Here is a 17,101-nt window from a genome sequence, read left to right on the forward strand (position 1 = left end):
CTCGGCGCGGGAGCACATGGCACCCTTTCGGAACCTCGCGCAACCGGGTAGATTGACCCTTCGCCGCCGCGCGCGATGCCAGCGCGGCGGTCAGGATATGGCATGACAACTCTCGTTCTCACGCATCGCGCCAGTCTCGATCATCTGACGCCGCCCGGCCACCCGGAGCGGGCGGACCGGATTCGCGCCATCGATGAGGTGCTGGCCGAGGATCGTTTCAAAAGTCTGGCGCGCGGCGAGGCGCCGGAAGGATCGCTGGATTCGGTCGCACTCTGTCACAACGAGCACTATATCGGCGAACTCCGGCATATCGCGCCGTCGGACGGTCTGGTCTATCTCGACAGCGACACCTCGATGTCGCCGGGGACATGGGAGGCGGTGATGCGCGGCGTCGGCGGCGCAATCGCGGCGACCGAGGCCGTCATCGCCGGCAACGCAAGCAACGCGTTCGTCGCCACGCGCCCGCCGGGACATCATGCCGAGACCGGCAGAGCGATGGGCTTCTGCTTTTTCGACCAGGCGGCGATCGCGGCGCGCCACGCCCAGCGCAAGCACGGGATCGGCCGCGTGGCCGTGGTCGACTTCGATGTGCATCACGGCAACGGCACGCAGGATATCTTCTGGGCCGACCGAACGGTAATGTACTGCTCGACGCATCAGATGCCGCTATTCCCCGGCAGCGGCGCCGCCAGCGAGCGCGGCGATCACGACACCATCGTCAACGCACCGCTGGCGGCGGGCGATGGCGGGGCCAAATTTCGTGCCGCGTTCGAGGACCTGATTCTGCCCCGGCTCAGGAAATTCGCCCCCGAACTCCTCATCATCTCCGCGGGCTTCGACGCCCACAGTCGCGATCCTCTGGCAAGTCTCGTTCTTGGCGCGAGCGATTTCGGATGGGTGACCCGCAAATTGATGGATGTTGCCAACGCCAGCGCGGGAGGCCGAATTGTCTCGGTGCTCGAGGGCGGCTATGATTTGCAGGGGTTGCAGGCGTCGGTGGCCGCGCATGTCACCGCATTGATGGGCGCGTGACATTCTGTCGCGTGATGCCCGAAAAACCGCCTCATGACCCCGTGCAAGCAATCGATTCCGGAAAACTCAGATGGCCGAAGATGCCCTTGCCGACGTGAAGACACTTTCCTTCGAGCATGCCATCGAGGAGCTCGAATCCATCGTCAAGCGCCTGGAGGACGGCAAGGTCCCGCTTGAGGAATCGGTCGCGATCTATGAACGCGGCGAAGCGCTGAAGCGGCGGTGCGAGGAACTGTTGCGCCAGGCCGAAGCGCGGGTGGAGAAGATCACCACCGACGCTTCCGGCCAGGTTACGGGCACGGAACCGCTCGACGTGCAATAAAGCGTCACCCCGCGCCGCAGTTGCTCCGGCCGATCGCTGCGTGGTCCGCCCTCCGGTCATCCGGAACGACATTGTTAACGACATCACTAATTAAGTGTCCCTGAACTAATTGTCATTGATTGTCGTCCGATAGCGGTTTCCAGGGCTGAACTTCAGCCCCTCGACCGCGTTAATGTTCCGATTTCCGGCAGGCCGGCTTCCGGAAAGCCTTGAACCTTCGGCAGAGCCGTCCCTACTTAAGTGGAAGGGTTGCCTCAAGTAGAAGGCCTGCCCGTTGGCTTTGGCTGCGGGTTTGGTATAAACGCTTCTGGAACTATGCGCTGCCGAACCCGCTCCGCAGCCGGCGCTCAAGCGGCGGTAAGCGCTTCAGGCAGCTTGCAAAAAATGATTGAACCGGGTGACACGATAAATAGTGACTTCTATCAGTTCTCGGCCGGAGCATCAGCCAAACTTCGGACTCAAGCTTCCCAGCCCGGGAGGTTTTGCGATCGATGGGCGTCTGCTGCGCGGTGGCGCTGGCGTCCGATCACCGTTCGAGGCTCCCGGACATGCAAAATTGGAATGTCGCAGTGACCGATTTCAGTAAGACCCCGCTTCTCGACACCATCCGCACCCCCGCCGACTTGCGCAAGCTCAGGGTCGAGCAACTCCGGCAGGTTGCGGACGAGTTGCGCAAGGAGACCATCGATGCGGTGTCGGTGACGGGAGGGCATTTCGGCGCCGGTCTCGGCGTGGTCGAACTGACCACGGCGATCCACTACATCTTCGACACCCCGCGCGACCGGCTGATCTGGGACGTCGGCCACCAGGCCTACCCGCACAAGATCCTGACCGGCCGCCGCGACCGCATCCGCACGCTGCGCACCGGCGGCGGACTATCCGGATTCACCAAGCGCACCGAGAGCGACTACGACCCTTTCGGCGCCGCGCACTCCTCGACCTCGATCTCGGCCAGCCTCGGCATGGCGGTGGCGCGCGACCTCTCCGGCGCCAAGAACAACGTCATCGCCGTGATCGGCGATGGCGCGATGTCCGCGGGCATGGCTTATGAAGCGATGAACAACGCCGGCGCGATGAATTCGCGGCTGATCGTCATTCTCAACGACAACGACATGTCGATCGCACCGCCGGTCGGCGCCATGTCGGCCTACCTGTCGCGGCTTTATTCCGGCAAGACCTACCGCTCGCTGCGCGAGGCCGCCAAGCAGCTCGGCAAGCACCTGCCGAAAATGATCGCCGACCGCGCCGAGCGCGTCGAGGAATATTCGCGCGGCTTCATGGTCAATAGCGGCACGCTGTTCGAGGAGCTCGGATTCTACTACGTCGGCCCGATCGACGGCCATAACCTCGATCACCTGCTGCCGGTGCTGAAGAACGTCCGCGACATGGCGAACGGCCCGATCCTGCTTCACGTCGTAACGCAAAAGGGCAAGGGCTACGGTCCGGCGGAGGCCGCCGCCGACAAGTATCACGCGGTGGTCAAGTTCGACGTCTCCACCGGCGCGCAATCCAAGTCCAAGCCGAACGCGCCCGCCTACCAGAACGTATTCGGCCAGAGTCTCGTCAAGGAAGCCGAGAAGGACGACAAGATCGTCGCCATCACCGCGGCGATGCCGTCCGGCACCGGCGTCGACATCTTCAACAAGGCGTTTCCGAAGCGCACTTTCGACGTCGGCATCGCCGAACAGCACGCGGTGACCTTCGCCGCCGGCCTCGCCACCGAGGGCTTCAAGCCGTTCTGCGCGATCTATTCGACCTTCCTGCAACGCGGCTACGATCAGATCGTGCACGACGTGGCGATCCAGTCGCTGCCGGTTCGCTTCGCCATCGACCGCGCCGGCCTCGTCGGTGCCGACGGCGCGACCCATGCGGGCTCGTTCGACAACGCCTATCTCGGCTGCCTGCCGAACTTCGTCATCATGGCCGCCTCCGACGAGGCCGAACTGGTGCACATGGTCGCAACGCAGGTTGCGATCAACGACCGCCCGAGCGCGGTGCGCTATCCGCGCGGCGAAGGCCGCGGCGTCGAAATGCCCGAGGTCGGCGTTCCACTTCCCATAGGCAAGGGCCGCATCGTCCGCCACGGCAGCAAGGTCGCGCTGTTGTCGCTGGGCACCCGCCTTGCCGACTGTGAGAAAGCGGCCGACGAGCTTGCCGCGCACGGCCTGTCCACCACCATCGCCGACGCCCGCTTCATGAAGCCGCTCGACGTCGATCTGGTGCTGAAGCTCGCGCGCGACCACGACGTTCTGATCACGATCGAGGAAGGCTCGATCGGCGGCTTCGGCTCCCATGTGATGCAGACGCTGGCGGAACAGGGCGCGCTGGACAGCGGCCTGGTGCGCGTGCGCGCGATGGTGCTGCCGGACGAGTTTCTCGACCACGACACGCCGAATGCGATGTACGCCAGCGCCGGGCTCGATGCCAGGGGCATCGTCGCCAAGGTGTTCGAGGCGATCGGCAAGGACGTCAACACCGAGACCGTCAAGCTGGCGTGAATCTGTTCGTCATTACCGGGCATAGCCGTTCGAAGAACGGCGTCGCTTCCGCTTGCCTATGCCCGGCAATCCATCTTTCGAATAGGGAGGGATGCGCGGATCAAGTCCGCGCATGACGCACTGAAATACCTGGATGACAGCACCATGCCCTCTCCCCGCAAACGCGCCGACGTGCTGCTGGTCGAGCGCGGCCTGTTCGAGAGCCGGGCGCGGGCGCAGGCTGCGATCGAGGCCGGGCTCGTCACCGCCAACGGCAAGGCTGTGACCAAAGTCTCCGAAACGATTCCCGTCGATACCACGCTCGAAGCTCAACCTGCGCACCCCTACGTGTCGCGCGGCGGCGTGAAGCTTGCCGGCGCGCTTGAACGCTATCCGATCGAGATCGAGAACCATGTCTGTCTCGATGTCGGCGCCTCGACCGGCGGCTTCACCGAGGTGCTGCTCGCGGGCGGCGCGAGCCTGGTCTTCGCGGTCGATGTCGGCCGCGATCAACTGCATCCGAGCCTGCGCGGCCATCCCCGCGTGGTGTCAATGGAGTCCACCGACATCCGCTCGTTCGAAGGCAAGCGGCTGCCGCAGCGGCCGGACGTGGTGGTGATGGATGCGAGCTTCATTTCGCTGAAGGCCATTCTGCCGGTCGCGCTGGCGCTGGCGGCGGCGCCGATGCATCTGCTGGCGCTGATCAAGCCGCAATTCGAGGCGCCGCGCGCCGCGATCAAGAAGGGCATCGTCCGCGACGCGGCGGTGCATCGGGCAGTCTGCGATGACATCGCCGCCTTCGCGGCGACGCTCGGATGCACCGATATCGACGTCTTCCCCTCCCAAATCACCGGCGGTGACGGCAACATCGAATTCTTCCTCGGGGCCTGTCGTGGCTGAACACATTGCCGTCATTACGAGCGCCAGCGAAGCAATCCAGATTGTTGTAGCAAAAATCTGGATTGCTTCGTCGCAAGTGCTCCTCGCAATGACGACGTCTCTCTTCCAGAACTCGCGCACCGCATGACCAAACACCTGACCATCGATCATGTCGGCCATCGTGGCGACGGCGTCGCGCTGACGGGTGGCGGCAACGTTTTCGTCCCCTACGCGCTCGGCGGCGAAACCGTGGAGGTCGAGCCGCTCGCGGGCCGTCCCGACCGCGCGCGTCTCCTCCTTGTCGCAACGCCGAGCCCCGAGCGGATCGCGCCGTTCTGTCTGCATTTCGGTTTCTGCGGCGGCTGCGCCATCCAGCACTGGCAGCCGGAGGCCTACCGCGCCTGGAAGCGGCAGATCGTGATCGACACGCTGGCGCAGGCCGGCATCGGTTGCGAGGTGACCGATCTGATCGACGCGCACGGCGCGGGACGACGGCGGATTACCGTCCATGCCCGGCGCGGCGAGGACGGCGGGCTGCACGTCGGATTCGCCGCGCCGAACAGCCGTGCCATCGTGCCCATCGACGCCTGCCCGATTCTCGATCCCGCCCTGCACGGCGCGCTCGATGCGGCGCGCGCTCTGGCCGATGTGCTGAAGCCTGCGAACAAGCCGCTCGACATCCAGGTGACCGCCGCCGACAATGGCCTCGATGTCGACGTCCGCGGCTCCGGACCGCTGTCTGCCGCGCTGATCGCGACACTGTCGCGCGTCGCCGAGGCGCACCGGCTGGCGCGGCTGACCCGTCACGGCGAACTGGTGCTGATGCGTGCGCCGCCGGTGATCGGCATCGGCGCCGCCCGGCTCGTGCTGCCGCCGGGCTCGTTCCTGCAGGCGACCGTCGCCGGCGAGGAAGCGCTGGCGGCGCTGGTGGCTGCGCATTGCGGCAAGGCCAGGCATATCGCCGACCTGTTCTGCGGCGTCGGCCCGTTCGCGCTGCGGCTTGCGGCCGGGGCGCGGGTCGCCGCCTTCGACAGCGATGCGACGGCGGTGACGGCACTGCAAAAGGCGGCTGCCAGCGCCACCGGCCTAAAGCCGGTCAAGGCCGAGGCCCGCGATCTGTTCCGCCGCCCGCTGCTGACGCAGGAACTTCGAGACACCGACGTCGCGGTATTCGATCCGCCGCGGCAGGGCGCTCAAGAGCAAAGCAAGCAACTCGCCGCCAGCAGGATTCCCGTCATTGTTGCAGTGTCGTGCAACGTCGCGACATTCGCCCGCGACGCGCGTATCCTGATCGATGGCGGCTACCGGCTCGAAACCGTGACCCCCGTCGACCAGTTCCGGCATTCGCCGCATGTCGAGCTGGTCGCGAAATTTTTACGTCGGCATTGAACCTCCCGCGGCGTACAATGACTGACGATCGAGACTTGCGACCGAGGGACTCCGTTCGTCATCCGGCGTTGTCGCTCCCTCTGACGCCGCGGCCATTCCCCCGGGCATGATCGCGCCGCTGGAGACGCCGGCTCCCTCCGACTTCACATGATGCATCCTCACCAATGAACCCTCACAGGAGGCTTTCATGGACGTGAATATGGATCGCCTGCATCAATTCATGGGCAAGATGGTCAGCGACATCGGCGCCGCCGCCAACGCCGCGCTGATCCGGACCGGCGACCGCCTCGGGCTTTACAAGGCGCTGGCCGGCAAAGGGCCGATGACGCCGGACGAACTGGCGCAAGCCACCGGCACCACCGAACGTTACGTGCGCGAATGGCTGTCGGCGCAGGCCGCATCTGGCTACGTCGAGTATGACGCAACGACGAAGACATTCTCGATGCAACCGGAACAGGCGATGGTGTTCGCCGACGAAGACAGCCCGGTGTTCATGGGCGCAATCGGCGACATGATGGCGGCGATCATGCTCGATGAGCCGAAGATCTCGAATGCCTTCAAGAGCGGCAAGGGTGTCGGCTGGAACGACCGCGCCGAATGCCTGTTCTGCGGCACCGCCCGCTTCTTCCGTACGACCTACAAACATCATCTGGTGCAGGAATGGTTGCCCGCGCTCGATGGCGTGGTTGCCAAGCTGGAGCGCGGCGCCAAGGTCGCCGATATCGGTTGCGGCCATGGCATTTCGACGCTGCTGATGGCCAAGGCTTATCCGAATTCGCATTTCTTCGGTTTCGACACGCATCCGGCTTCGATCGCCGCAGCGCAAGCGGCCGCAGCCAGCGAGGGTGTGAGCGAACGCGTCACCTTCGCCGTCGCCACCGCCAAGACTTATCCGGCGAATGACTACGATCTGGTGTGCTTCTTCGATTGCCTGCACGACATGGGCGACCCTGTCGGCGCCCTCAGCCACGTCAGGGAGGCCTTGGCCAAAGACGGCACCTGCATGCTGGTCGAGCCGTTCGCCAACGACAAGCTGGAAGACAACCTCAATCCGGTCGGCCGGTTGTTCTATGCGGCTTCCACCATGGTCTGCACGCCGGCGTCGCTGGCGCAGGAAGTCGGCCTCGCGCTCGGCGCGCAGGCCGGTGAAGCGCGGCTCAGCGAGGTGGCCAAAAAGAGCGGTTTCTCCCGCGTTCGCCGCGCCGCGGAGACGCCCTTCAATCTGGTGCTTGAAGCGAAGGTGTGAGACCGCCTTACTGCCAACCCTGACGAACAGCGTCGAACGGCCTTGTGCTGTGTCGTCACCGCTCCGATTGAGAGACACTCCAGCGCGTCGCGGATCTCCCGTCGATTGGCGTGCGGACGCCGACAACCGGCCGCCCACGATATGGAACATGCGTTCCGCGCACGTTCTACGTGTGCAACGCATGATTTAAAAGCGCGCGGCCTACACTTTGTTTACGAACATTTCACTTAACTTGTTCATGATATGAGCGCGAATCCCGGTACCCCGCAGCGGGCAGCGGCCTTCGACTGGAACTTCCATATTTCCGCGCTTCGCGCGCTCCTGCCCAGTCAGACGCCCCTTGACGTTCAACTCGGCAAAATCGGGTTAGAAAACCCAAGGATCAGAATGATGCTTTCCCGCCTATCAATTCGCGCCAAGATCATCTCCATCATCTCGTTTCTCCTGCTGGCCATGGCCGGAATGGGCGTACTGTCCTTGCTTGAAATGGAATCCATCCATGCCAACGCGACCGACATCCGGACCAACTGGCTTCCCAGCGTCCGCGAACTCGGCGAGCTGCGCGCGAATACCATGACCTACGAAATCGCGGTCCACTCCCACCTGCTCGCTGCCGACGCCGCCGGCAAAGACGCCGCCGAGAAAACGCTGGATACCGTCGGACAGGCCATTAACAAGACCCGCAAGGCCTACGAGGCCATGATGACTTCTCCCGAAGAAGGGCGGATATACAACGAGTTTTCCGAGCAATGGGCGTCCTATGTCGCGGGCGTTCGGGATCTGCTTGCCGTATCGCGGAAGGGCGACGTCAACGCCCGCCTCGATGTCAACAACGCTAAGGTCAATCAGATCGGACTTAAGGCCGATGAAACCTTGCGCAAGGCTATCGAACTCAACAACAAGGGAGCCGACGCCGCCGGCCACGCGGCCAGCCGAAGCTACAACTCGGCGTTCACGATCGTGGTCGTCATCGCGTCTTTGGCGCTGATCATCGGCATCGGCATCGGAATCTACCTGGTGCGCGACATCTCGCGCGCGATCGCCTCGATCGTCGCGCCGATGCGGAAACTGGGCGCCGGAGATCTTTCCGCCGCCGTTCCGCACCAGGGCGAAAAGACCGAAGTCGGCACGATGGCCGACGCGCTTCAGGTCTTCAAAACCGCGCTGATCGCCAAGAAGGCCGCCGACGAAGCCGCGGCGCATGACGCCGACGCCAAACTCCGGCGCGCCCAGCGCGTCGATACCATCACCGGCCAGTTCGAATCGATGATCGGCGAACTGGTGGGCTCGCTGTCGTCGTCCTCGACCGAACTCGAGGCAGCCGCCAACACCCTGACGACAACGGCAGAGGCCACCGGCCGGACATCCGGCGAAGCGGCCGCTGCCTCGCAGGAAGTTTCCTCCAACGTGCAGTCGGTCGCCAGCGCCACCGAGGAAATTACCTCCTCCGTTCATGAGATCAGCCGGCAGGTCCAGGAGGCGAGCCGCGTCGCCGGCGACGCCGTCAGGCAGGCTGAAAAAACCGACACCAGCATCGCGGAGCTGTCGCAGGCGGCGGCCCGGATCGGCGATGTCGTCAAGCTGATCACTGCCGTCGCCGAGCAGACCAACCTGCTGGCGCTTAACGCCACCATCGAGGCGGCGCGGGCCGGCGATGCCGGCCGCGGCTTCGCGGTGGTCGCCTCGGAAGTCAAGGCGCTGGCGGCGCAGACCGCGAAAGCAACCGACGAGATCGGCACGCAGATCGCGGGCATGCAGTCCGCGACCCGGGACTCGGTGGCGGCGATCCGCGAAATCGGCACCACCATCAAGCTGATTTCCGAAATTTCCTCGACGATCGCCGCCGCGGTCGAAGAGCAGGGCGCGGCCACGCAGGAGATCTCCCGTAACGTCCAGCACGCGGCCCAGCGCAGCGGCGAGGTCGCCTCCAGCATCACCGAAGTGAGCCGCGGCGCCGGCGAAACCGGCTCGGCTTCGAGCCAGGTCCTGTCATCGGCGCAGATGCTGTCCACCGAAAGCACCCGCCTGAAAACGGAAGTCGAAACGTTCCTGCACACGGTCCGCGCGGCCTGATCGCGGAAACGCGGGCGGCATCCGCCGCCCGCGCGGTCGCGGATGGGCAATGCCGCCCTTTTCGCAGCGACCTCCGACGCTATGTTCTGGATATTCTGGCGATCACAGGCGTTTTCGTCACGCGAACCGGTGTCCATCCTCGGGGCAAGCCCGAGGACATGCCTCGCACGAAGCGTTCCAGTCCAAGGTTACCAGCGCCGCTTTCCGGGCCTCGACGACAAGATCATATCGATGTCCCACCCGCTGCCGGCCGCGGTTATTCCTCCTCCGACAGCTCGGCGTCCCAGCCACGCGCCTTGGCGCGGGCGATGGCCTCGGCATAGACGCGGTTGTGGCGCTCGGCCAACTCCGGCGGCAGCGCGCTGGGCAGATTGCCGTACTGATCCCAGAGCTGCTCCACCCTGTTCTTTAGCACCTGCATCTGGCCAATGCTCCAACCCGCGCAGTCTTGCGTCTCGGGGATGAGACCGAACACGCGCGCATCGAGCACGATGCGCCCGAGCTGGGTGATGCCGTGCCTGTCCTGATCGAGTCCGACGTATTTGTTCATGGGAGAGCGCTTGGATAAAAACGAGTTTGCAGAGCGGGCGGTCGCCAAGGATGATATATCAGTTCGCCTTAGGTTTTGAATAAGAAAATCAAATTTTTTCTTATTCAATCCATCCCTTAGGGTGTTACGACCGGTCGTCGGCAGCCAGCCGGGGCTGACGGGAAGAGGGGGCCGCTGGCCGCTTCGACATTGTGTGCCATCCCGATCGAGCGAGGAGGTGTCTGCCGTGGACCAGTGGGTCTCTTGGTGTCTCGTGGCGTTGCCGGCGCTGCCGGCGCTATCGGCGATCGTCGCCCCGCTGGCCGGAGCCGGCCGCCGGGCACGGGCAGCGCGCATCAGCGTGGCCATGCTCTTTGCCACCTGCGCGGTCGCACTGGCGTTGCTGGTAGCGGTGCTGCGGGCGCCACAGACCGAGGTGGCGCTGGCGCAGTTCGGGCCAGCGGCTCTGCTGCTCGACCATCTCGCCGTGGCGATGGCGGTTCTGGTGGCAGCTATCAGCCTGATAGTGCATGTCTACGCCGTGCGCCACATGGCCGACGAGCCCGGCTACGCACGGTTTTTCGCCCTGCTGGACCTGATGACGGCCGTGATCCTGCTGATGGTCACCGCCGCCGATCTGCTCACACTGCTGACCGCCTGGTTTTTGATCGGGGTGCTGCTGTTCTTCCTGCTGGGCTTCGACACCAGCCGCAAGGCTAGCGGCCGCTATGCCTTCTGGACGTTCCTGACCTATCGCGTGGGCGATCTGCCGCTGGTGGGCGCGGCGCTGCTGTTGTGGCATGGCTATGGCACGGCGCAGTTGCCGGAGCTGTTCGCGCGGATCGGCGCCGATCCGGGCGTGCAACTCGGAGGGATGGCGGTGGTGCCGCTGGCGGCGCTGCTGCTGGCGCTGGCGGCGTTTGCCCGCTCGGCCCAGTTCCTGTTGCATACCTGGCTACCTTACACCATGGACGGCCCCACACCGGTGTCGGCGCTGATGCATGCGGGCATCGTCAACGCCGGGGGATTCCTGTTAAATCGCTTCGCTCCGGTGTTTATCCACGCGCCCGAGGCGCTGCACCTCGCCTTCGTCGTCGGGGTGGTGACGGCGCTGATCGGCTCGGCGCTGATGCTGACGCAGAACGACGTCAAAAAATCCCTGGGCTATTCCACCATGGGGCAGATGGGCTTCATGATCATGGAATGCGGGCTGGGCGCATTTTCGCTCGCCGTCTATCACCTCATCGCACACGGGCTGTTCAAAGCTACGCTGTTTCTAAACGCGGGCAATGTGATCGGCGACACCCGCCGCGACGATGGCGTGCCGCCCGACGACATCTACACCTTCGTGGTCGAGCGCCGTCCGCTGCGTGCGGTGAAGGTGCCATGGCTGTTGGCTGCGCTCATCACCGTGCTGGTGCCGGCGCTGATGCTGGGCCTGTCGCACTGGCTGGTGGCGGAGGACTTCTACCGCAAGCAGGGCGCGGTGGTGCTGCTGTTCTTCGGCTGGGTCACCGGCGCGCAGGTGTTCTTCTCCATTCACAAGCTGCCCAGCGAGAACCCCTGGCGCTCGATGACCATGATCCTTCTGTCCTTCTTCATCGTGGTGGTAGGCTACACCCTGATCGCGCATGCGTTCGAGACCTTCCTCTACCCGGATCCGGTGCTGCGCGACGCCATCTATGCCGCGGCGGGCATCAACGTCCTGGCTTTCGACGTCCTGGTGGTGTTCCTCACCGTGGTGCTGGTCGGCGCCTGGCTGGTGACTTTTTATGCCCAGTCGCTCGAATTGGAGGGGAAGCCAGGCACGCTGTGGAACGCCATCTACCTCAATCTCTACACCCTGTTTTCGCGAGAGTTCTACGTGCCCGACGTTTACGCCCAACTGGCACGCGGCGCGCTGGCCGCAAGCAAGCGGGTGAATATCTGGCTGCGCTGGGTCTGAACCGCCATGATCGCACTTCTCCTTGCCTTGATCCTGCTGCCGCTGTTTCCCCTGAGCCTGTTGGTCAATGCCGTGCTCCAGGCGCTGCCCGTGTGGCTGCGCGTCCCGGTGCTGCTGGCTTTACCCGCAGCGGGCGCACTGCTGCTCGGTCAGGCGACCGCGCCACCCGCGCCGCTGGCTACCGCGCTGGAGGTCCTCGCGGCGTTCACCGCGCTGCTCTATGCTTGGCGGCTGCTCGCGGTGCGCGAGGTGTTTATCTGGGCACGGCTGCAGGCCACCTCGGCCTGGCCGCTGGTGTGGCTGGCCTGGCTGCATGGCATGAGTGGTGTGGTACTCGTGCTCGTGGCCCTGGCGGTGACAATTCCCGCTGCGGTATTGATGATTCTCGGCTGCAGTCTGAGCCGCCGCCTCGGAGGGGCATATCTCGGACTGCGCGGACGTATCGGCGCGGCCTTTCCGCGCCTGACCGCCGTGTTTGTGGTGGCGCTGATCGCGGCACTGGCGGCGCCGCCGTTTCCCGGATTCTTCGCCATGCTCGCTGTGCTGCAGCAGGTTCCCGCGGGACTGGCGGCTGTGGTGCTCGCGGTGTGGCTTTTGTGGAGCTGGGCGGCCGGGGTGCTGTGGCAGCACGGCCTGTTCGGCGACGAATGGCCGCGCGCAACGGGCACGGTTGACCTGTCGCGCAGCGGTGCTGCCCTGTGGCTGGCGCTCGCCGCTGTTGCGGTGTTGGGTTCGATCGGAGGATGGTCATGGTGGATGCATTGAACCTCGGGCAGCGTCTGCGGGTGCGCTCGACCGCCTACGTGGCGGGTGAGCCGGTGCCGTTTTTCTGGCCGATGCGCAACTTCATTCACCACAACCCGCTCTACGGCCTCGAGCACATGCCTTTCGAGCAGGCGGTGCGCCGCGGTGCGGAGCTGTTCCACGCGCGCATGTTCCTGCCGCGCAGCAACTACCAGCACTGGCAGCGCGAGGGTAAGGTGCGGCAGGACACCCTCACCGAGGAGATCGCGCGACGCTCGCAGGCCTTGCCCGCGGTGCCGGGCATCGACTGGCCACGCTGGCTGCAGGCGCTGATGCGGTTGGCGCATGACCGCGATGTGGTGGTGCCGCGCGTGCGGGCGCAGGACGTCCACGCCGCGCTGCACGGCCAGCCGCCTTCCACGCAGGCGGTGGACGTTGCCGCGCTGCTGCCAGATCTGGAGCAGCGCCTGCACGCGCGCACGCTGCCCGAAGCGGTCGATGCACTGTGGGGCACCCGCCTGGCCGACGAGTTCGACGAGCTGGTGATCAAGAGCTGCCTGGATTTCTTCGACGAAGACCAGTCTTCCTGGCGCATGCCCGGGCGCGAGCGCGGCCTGTTCGCTGCCTGGAGCGAGATCGCGCGGCGCAATGCGCGCATGTTTCTGCGCGGGCTGCACGTGCGCCGCATCCTCGATCGGGTGCAGGACGCCGAGAGCGCGGTTGTGCACGTCATGGAGGAGATGGGCATCGACGCCGACGACTGGTCGGCCTACTTCACCCGCGAACTCACCCGGCTGCACGGCTGGACCGGCTTTGTGCGCTGGCGTTCGTCGGCCAAGCACTACTACTGGGCGCAACGCTACCCCGCCGAGGTCGTCGATCTTCTGGCCGTTCGTTTGGTGGTGGGGCTGGCGCTGCTGCAGGAAAGCGCGCGCCATCGCCGTACGCCGGTTCGGCGCGAGCAGCTCGACGCCTTGCTGCACGAACGCGGCGCGGAATGCCTTCTGCGCAACGCGTTGCACAGCGGCGAGGTGTTGCCCGATTGGGCGCAGCGCATCGACGACACCTTGTCGCGCGGCGGCGGCAAGCGTTGCGAGGCTCTGCTGCAACGCTACTGGCCATTGTGGCAAGCCCGCCAGGGACAGGATCAGGCCGCCGCCTTGCGCGAACTCGCCACCGCGGCGGACGCGACCGCGGCGCTTGAGGCGCTCTCGCCCGAGGATATCGCGGGACTGATTGAGGGGCTGCAGGAATTCGCGCCGCAGGAGGGCATGGTCTGGACCCTGGCGATGGAGGCGCACTCCATCGACTATCTGCTCACGCAGGTGCAAGTGCCGCAGGATCTTGCAGCCGGCAAGCGGCCGTTCGCGCAGGCCTGGTTCTGCATCGACGTGCGCGCCGAGCCCATCCGCCGCCACCTGGAGCGCGTGGGCGATTACCAGACCTTCGGCATCGCTGGCTTCTTTGGCGTGCCCGTGGGCTTCCTCGGCTACGGCAAGGGCAGCGAGAGTCACTTCTGTCCGGCGGTGGTCACGCCCAAGAACCTGGTGCTGGAACTGCCCGCCGCACTGGACCCCAACGACGAAGATTTCGTCAGCACCCTCGGCCATGTGCTGCACGATCTCAAGAGCTCGGTGCTCTCGCCTTACGTCACGGTGGAGGCGGTGGGCATGCTGTTCGGGCTGGACCTATTCGGCAAGACCCTGGCGCCGCTGAGCTACAGCCGCTGGCGCAGCCGCATCGATGCCGAAAAGCCAGTCACCCGCCTGTTGGTGGACAAGCTCACCCGCGAGCAGGCCGACTCCATCATCCGCACGCTGCAGCGGGCGATGATCGTCAAGGCGCTGCAGGCCGAGCTGCATATCGAGCGCGAGCGGGTGGATGACGACATGATCCGCGAACTGCGCGAAACCGCGCTGCGCCACCGCGAGGGGCCGACGCGGCTGCGCACGGCCTTCGGCGTGCCGGACAAGCAGGAGGCCGAGTTCATCGACAAGCTGCGCGAGGGCTACCGCGTCGATGCCGACTACGCCAATTATCAGCTCGTACGGCTGGGGCGCATCGGCTACTCGCTCGACGAGCAGGTCAACTACGTGCACACGGCCCTGACCATGATCGGGCTGACCAAGACCTTCTCGCGCTTCGTGCTCATCGTGGGTCACAGCGGGAAGACCGAGAACAACCCGTATGAAGCGGCGCTGGACTGCGGCGCCTGCGGTGGCGCCAGCGGCCTGGTCAACGCCCGGGTGCTGGCGCAGATGGCCAACAAGGCCGCGGTGCGCGAGCGCCTGCGCGGCATGGGCATCGACATTCCCGATGACACCTGGTTCCTGCCCGCGCTGCACATCACCACCACCGATGCCATCGAGCTGTCCGACCTCGACCTGCTGCCGCCGCGCCACCTGGTCTATCTGGATCGTCTGTGCAACGGCCTGCTCGCCGCGTCCAAGCTGGCCGCGGCTGAGCGCATGCCGATGCTGCTGCCCGAGGCGCAGGCGATCGAGCCGGCGCAGGCCTGGCGCCTGGCACACCGCCTGGCGGTGGACTGGGCGCAGGTGCGGCCGGAATGGGGGTTGTCGAAGAACGTGTACGGCATCGTCGGCCGGCGCTCGCTTTCAGAGCGTGCCGATCTGCAGGGGCGCCCCTTCCTGATGTCGTACGACTGGCGCTGCGACCCCAAAGGTCGCTTGCTCGAAAACCTGTTGGCAGCGGCAGTGGTGGTGGGCCAGTGGATCAACCTCGAACACTTCTTCTCCACCGTGGACAATGCTCATCTGGGCAGCGGCAGCAAGGTCTATCACAACGTGGCCGGGCGCTTCGGCGTGATGACCGGTAACCTGAGCGATCTGCGCACCGGCCTGCCGACGCAGACGGTGATGCGCGAGGGCCAGCCCTACCACGAGCCGATGCGCATGATCGCGCTGATCGAGGCGCCGCTGGACTTTGCCGGCCGCGCGCTGCAAAGCGTGGTCAAGACCAAGAGCCTGGTGCTCGGCGGGTGGATCCGCGCCATCGTCATCGACCCAACCCAGGGCTACAAGCCTTTCGTCTTCAACAATGGCCAGTGGGAGGAGCGTCCGCCCTTGGTCGCTCCGACCGAGGAGGAACACGCCGCATGAACGCGATCAAACTGCATCCGCTGAAAAAGCTGGAGTTCATTCTCGAAGGCGTGCACAAGGAATTCGTCACCGACTTGCTCGATCGCGCCGGAGTCAAGGGCTACACCATCGTCGGCAATCTGTCGGGCAAGGGCAGCCACGGCTTGTACGGCGGGCACCTGATGTTCAACGAGGATGACGTCCTCATCATGATCATCGCCGCGGTGCCGCAAAGCCTGGCCGATTCGCTGCTCGAGGGTTTTCAGCCGTTTTTCGAGGCCCACTCAGGGGTGATTTTCGTCAGCGACATCCAGGTCGGCCGCCCGGTCAAGTTCATGGCGTGAGCGGGACGGGCTGCGGATGCTTGGGCGAGGCCAGCGGGCGTGCCTGCTGGGTAAGGAACGCCAGGAAGGACTGCGCCACCGCCGACAGCCGCTTGCCCTTGCGGTGCACGACGAACCATTGCCGCACGATCGGAAAGTTCTCCACGTCGAGGGTGACCAGGCGGCGTGTCGCCAGCTCCAGTTCCAGGGTGTGCAGCGACAGGACGCCCAACCCCAACCCGGCTTCAACTGCCTGCTTGATGGCCTCGTTGCTGCTCATCTCCATCACCGAATGGAATTCCACGCCGTGACGCGAAAAATGCCGCTCTGCCGCATTGCGCGTGCCAGAGCCCGGCTCGCGGGTAATGAAGCGCTGGTAACCTAGTTGTACCAGCGGAATCTGCCGGCGTTCGGCCAGGGGATGCGTGGGCGAGGCGATGACCACCAGCGGGTTGTCGAGGAACCCGCGCGCGACCAGCTCGGCGTCCTCTGGCGGTTGTCCCATGATGGCCAGATCCTGGTTCGACGCCGAGAGCGTCTCTAGGATATGCGTCTGGTTGGACACTTGCAGCCGCACCTGCACCTTGGCGTGGCAGGCGCAGAAGGCTGCAATCAGTTTGGGCATGAAGTAGTTGGCCGTGCTGGCCACAGTGAGGTCGAGCTCCCCGCGATGGATGCCACGGAACTCCTCCATCGCGGACTTGAGGTCGCGCATCTTGGCGCCGATGAGCGTGGCGTGGCGATGCAACTCGCGACCGGCGTCGGTCGGCTGGATCTGTTTTCCGACGTGGTCGAACAGCGGCACGCCGATCTGCTCTTCCAGATGTCGCATCTGCATCGAGACCGCTGGCTGGGTCAGGTGTAGCGCGTCGGCTGCGCGCGTAAAGCTCCGCTGACGCACCACCGCGTCGAAGATCTGGAGCTGTCTGAGGGTCAGGTACATGGCTGATACATAAGCGGGTCTAATGCATTTAATCAAAAATAACAATTCGCGTTTATGCCGAGACTCCTTTATCACGGCTCGTGAATCGACGGGCTGTGCTG

13 protein-coding genes are annotated in these 17,101 nt (G+C 65.0%); 11 read left to right on the top strand and 2 right to left on the bottom strand.

Annotation, left to right across the window (positions count from 1 at the left end; all coding sequences use genetic code 11):
* Positions 1-102: 102 nt before the first annotated feature.
* The 7 genes from V4R08_RS13760 (at position 103) to V4R08_RS13790 (ending at position 9,418) form a co-directional block, all read left to right on the top strand.
* Positions 103-1,032 (top strand): histone deacetylase family protein, encoded by a 930-nt coding sequence (locus V4R08_RS13760; RefSeq protein ID WP_335579865.1) that lies wholly within the window; start codon positions 103-105, stop codon positions 1,030-1,032.
* Positions 1,033-1,102: 70 nt separating this feature from the next.
* Complete coding sequence (locus tag V4R08_RS13765; RefSeq protein WP_335579866.1) at positions 1,103-1,354, top strand: exodeoxyribonuclease VII small subunit; 252 nt, start codon at positions 1,103-1,105, stop codon at positions 1,352-1,354.
* A gap of 569 nt (positions 1,355-1,923) precedes the next feature.
* Positions 1,924-3,852, top strand: coding sequence for a 1-deoxy-D-xylulose-5-phosphate synthase (gene dxs, locus V4R08_RS13770; RefSeq protein WP_335579867.1), 1,929 nt, complete (start codon positions 1,924-1,926; stop codon positions 3,850-3,852).
* Positions 3,853-3,996: 144 nt separating this feature from the next.
* The gene (locus tag V4R08_RS13775) at positions 3,997-4,731 is read left to right on the top strand and encodes a TlyA family RNA methyltransferase (RefSeq protein WP_335579868.1); all 735 of its coding nucleotides are present in this window, start codon (positions 3,997-3,999) and stop codon (positions 4,729-4,731) included.
* Between the two features lie 123 nt (positions 4,732-4,854).
* Positions 4,855-6,099, top strand: coding sequence for a class I SAM-dependent RNA methyltransferase (locus V4R08_RS13780; protein ID WP_335579869.1), 1,245 nt, complete (start codon positions 4,855-4,857; stop codon positions 6,097-6,099).
* 187 nt (positions 6,100-6,286) lie between these two features.
* A complete protein-coding gene (locus V4R08_RS13785; RefSeq protein WP_335579870.1) occupies positions 6,287-7,345 on the top strand; it encodes a class I SAM-dependent methyltransferase in 1,059 nt (352 codons plus the stop codon).
* Positions 7,346-7,735: 390 nt separating this feature from the next.
* Entirely contained in the window at positions 7,736-9,418 is a 1,683-nt protein-coding gene (locus V4R08_RS13790; protein WP_335579871.1) for a methyl-accepting chemotaxis protein, read from the top strand.
* 256 nt (positions 9,419-9,674) lie between these two features.
* On the opposite strand, the gene V4R08_RS13795 is transcribed toward V4R08_RS13790, so the two are convergent.
* Entirely contained in the window at positions 9,675-9,968 is a 294-nt protein-coding gene (locus tag V4R08_RS13795; RefSeq protein WP_335579872.1) for a hypothetical protein, read from the bottom strand.
* A gap of 226 nt (positions 9,969-10,194) precedes the next feature.
* On the opposite strand from V4R08_RS13795, the gene V4R08_RS13800 reads away from it, so the two are divergent.
* From V4R08_RS13800 to V4R08_RS13815, 4 genes are read left to right on the top strand one after another with little or no spacing between them, the layout of a single operon-like run.
* Positions 10,195-11,892 carry a proton-conducting transporter transmembrane domain-containing protein gene (locus tag V4R08_RS13800; protein WP_335579873.1) on the top strand — a complete coding sequence of 566 codons (1,698 nt, stop codon included), beginning with the start codon at positions 10,195-10,197 and terminating at the stop codon, positions 11,890-11,892.
* 6 nt (positions 11,893-11,898) lie between these two features.
* Positions 11,899-12,657 carry a hypothetical protein gene (locus V4R08_RS13805; protein ID WP_335579874.1) on the top strand — a complete coding sequence of 253 codons (759 nt, stop codon included), beginning with the start codon at positions 11,899-11,901 and terminating at the stop codon, positions 12,655-12,657.
* Positions 12,642-15,755 carry a DUF2309 domain-containing protein gene (locus V4R08_RS13810; protein WP_442935666.1) on the top strand — a complete coding sequence of 1,038 codons (3,114 nt, stop codon included), beginning with the start codon at positions 12,642-12,644 and terminating at the stop codon, positions 15,753-15,755. The genes V4R08_RS13805 and V4R08_RS13810 overlap by 16 nt, the downstream gene beginning before the upstream one ends.
* Positions 15,752-16,078 (top strand): P-II family nitrogen regulator, encoded by a 327-nt coding sequence (locus tag V4R08_RS13815; RefSeq protein ID WP_335579876.1) that lies wholly within the window; start codon positions 15,752-15,754, stop codon positions 16,076-16,078. The genes V4R08_RS13810 and V4R08_RS13815 overlap by 4 nt, the downstream gene beginning before the upstream one ends.
* Here V4R08_RS13815 and V4R08_RS13820 read toward each other — a convergent pair.
* On the bottom strand, positions 16,068-17,000 hold the full coding sequence (locus V4R08_RS13820) for a LysR family transcriptional regulator (RefSeq protein ID WP_335579877.1): 933 nt from the start codon (positions 16,998-17,000) through the stop codon (positions 16,068-16,070). The genes V4R08_RS13815 and V4R08_RS13820 overlap by 11 nt on opposite strands.
* Between the last annotated feature and the right edge of the window lie 101 nt (positions 17,001-17,101).

This window comes from Nitrobacter sp. NHB1 (assembly GCF_036964665.1).
Taxonomy (GTDB): Bacteria; Pseudomonadota; Alphaproteobacteria; order Rhizobiales; family Xanthobacteraceae; genus Nitrobacter.

Excerpts from the sequence above, each read along its gene's own strand:
- V4R08_RS13775 (WP_335579868.1), top strand. The coding sequence starts at position 3,997 with ATGCCCTCTCCCCGCAAACGCGCCGACGTGCTGCTGGTCGAGCGCGGC.
- V4R08_RS13810 (WP_442935666.1), top strand. The coding sequence starts at position 12,642 with ATGGTGGATGCATTGAACCTCGGGCAGCGTCTGCGGGTGCGCTCGACC.
- V4R08_RS13790 (WP_335579871.1), top strand. The coding sequence starts at position 7,736 with ATGCTTTCCCGCCTATCAATTCGCGCCAAGATCATCTCCATCATCTCG.
- V4R08_RS13765 (WP_335579866.1), top strand. The coding sequence starts at position 1,103 with ATGGCCGAAGATGCCCTTGCCGACGTGAAGACACTTTCCTTCGAGCAT.
- V4R08_RS13760 (WP_335579865.1), top strand. The coding sequence starts at position 103 with ATGACAACTCTCGTTCTCACGCATCGCGCCAGTCTCGATCATCTGACG.
- V4R08_RS13820 (WP_335579877.1), bottom strand. The coding sequence starts at position 17,000 with ATGTACCTGACCCTCAGACAGCTCCAGATCTTCGACGCGGTGGTGCGT.
- V4R08_RS13780 (WP_335579869.1), top strand. The coding sequence starts at position 4,855 with ATGACCAAACACCTGACCATCGATCATGTCGGCCATCGTGGCGACGGC.
- V4R08_RS13795 (WP_335579872.1), bottom strand. The coding sequence starts at position 9,968 with ATGAACAAATACGTCGGACTCGATCAGGACAGGCACGGCATCACCCAG.
- V4R08_RS13805 (WP_335579874.1), top strand. The coding sequence starts at position 11,899 with ATGATCGCACTTCTCCTTGCCTTGATCCTGCTGCCGCTGTTTCCCCTG.
- V4R08_RS13785 (WP_335579870.1), top strand. The coding sequence starts at position 6,287 with ATGGACGTGAATATGGATCGCCTGCATCAATTCATGGGCAAGATGGTC.
- V4R08_RS13815 (WP_335579876.1), top strand. The coding sequence starts at position 15,752 with ATGAACGCGATCAAACTGCATCCGCTGAAAAAGCTGGAGTTCATTCTC.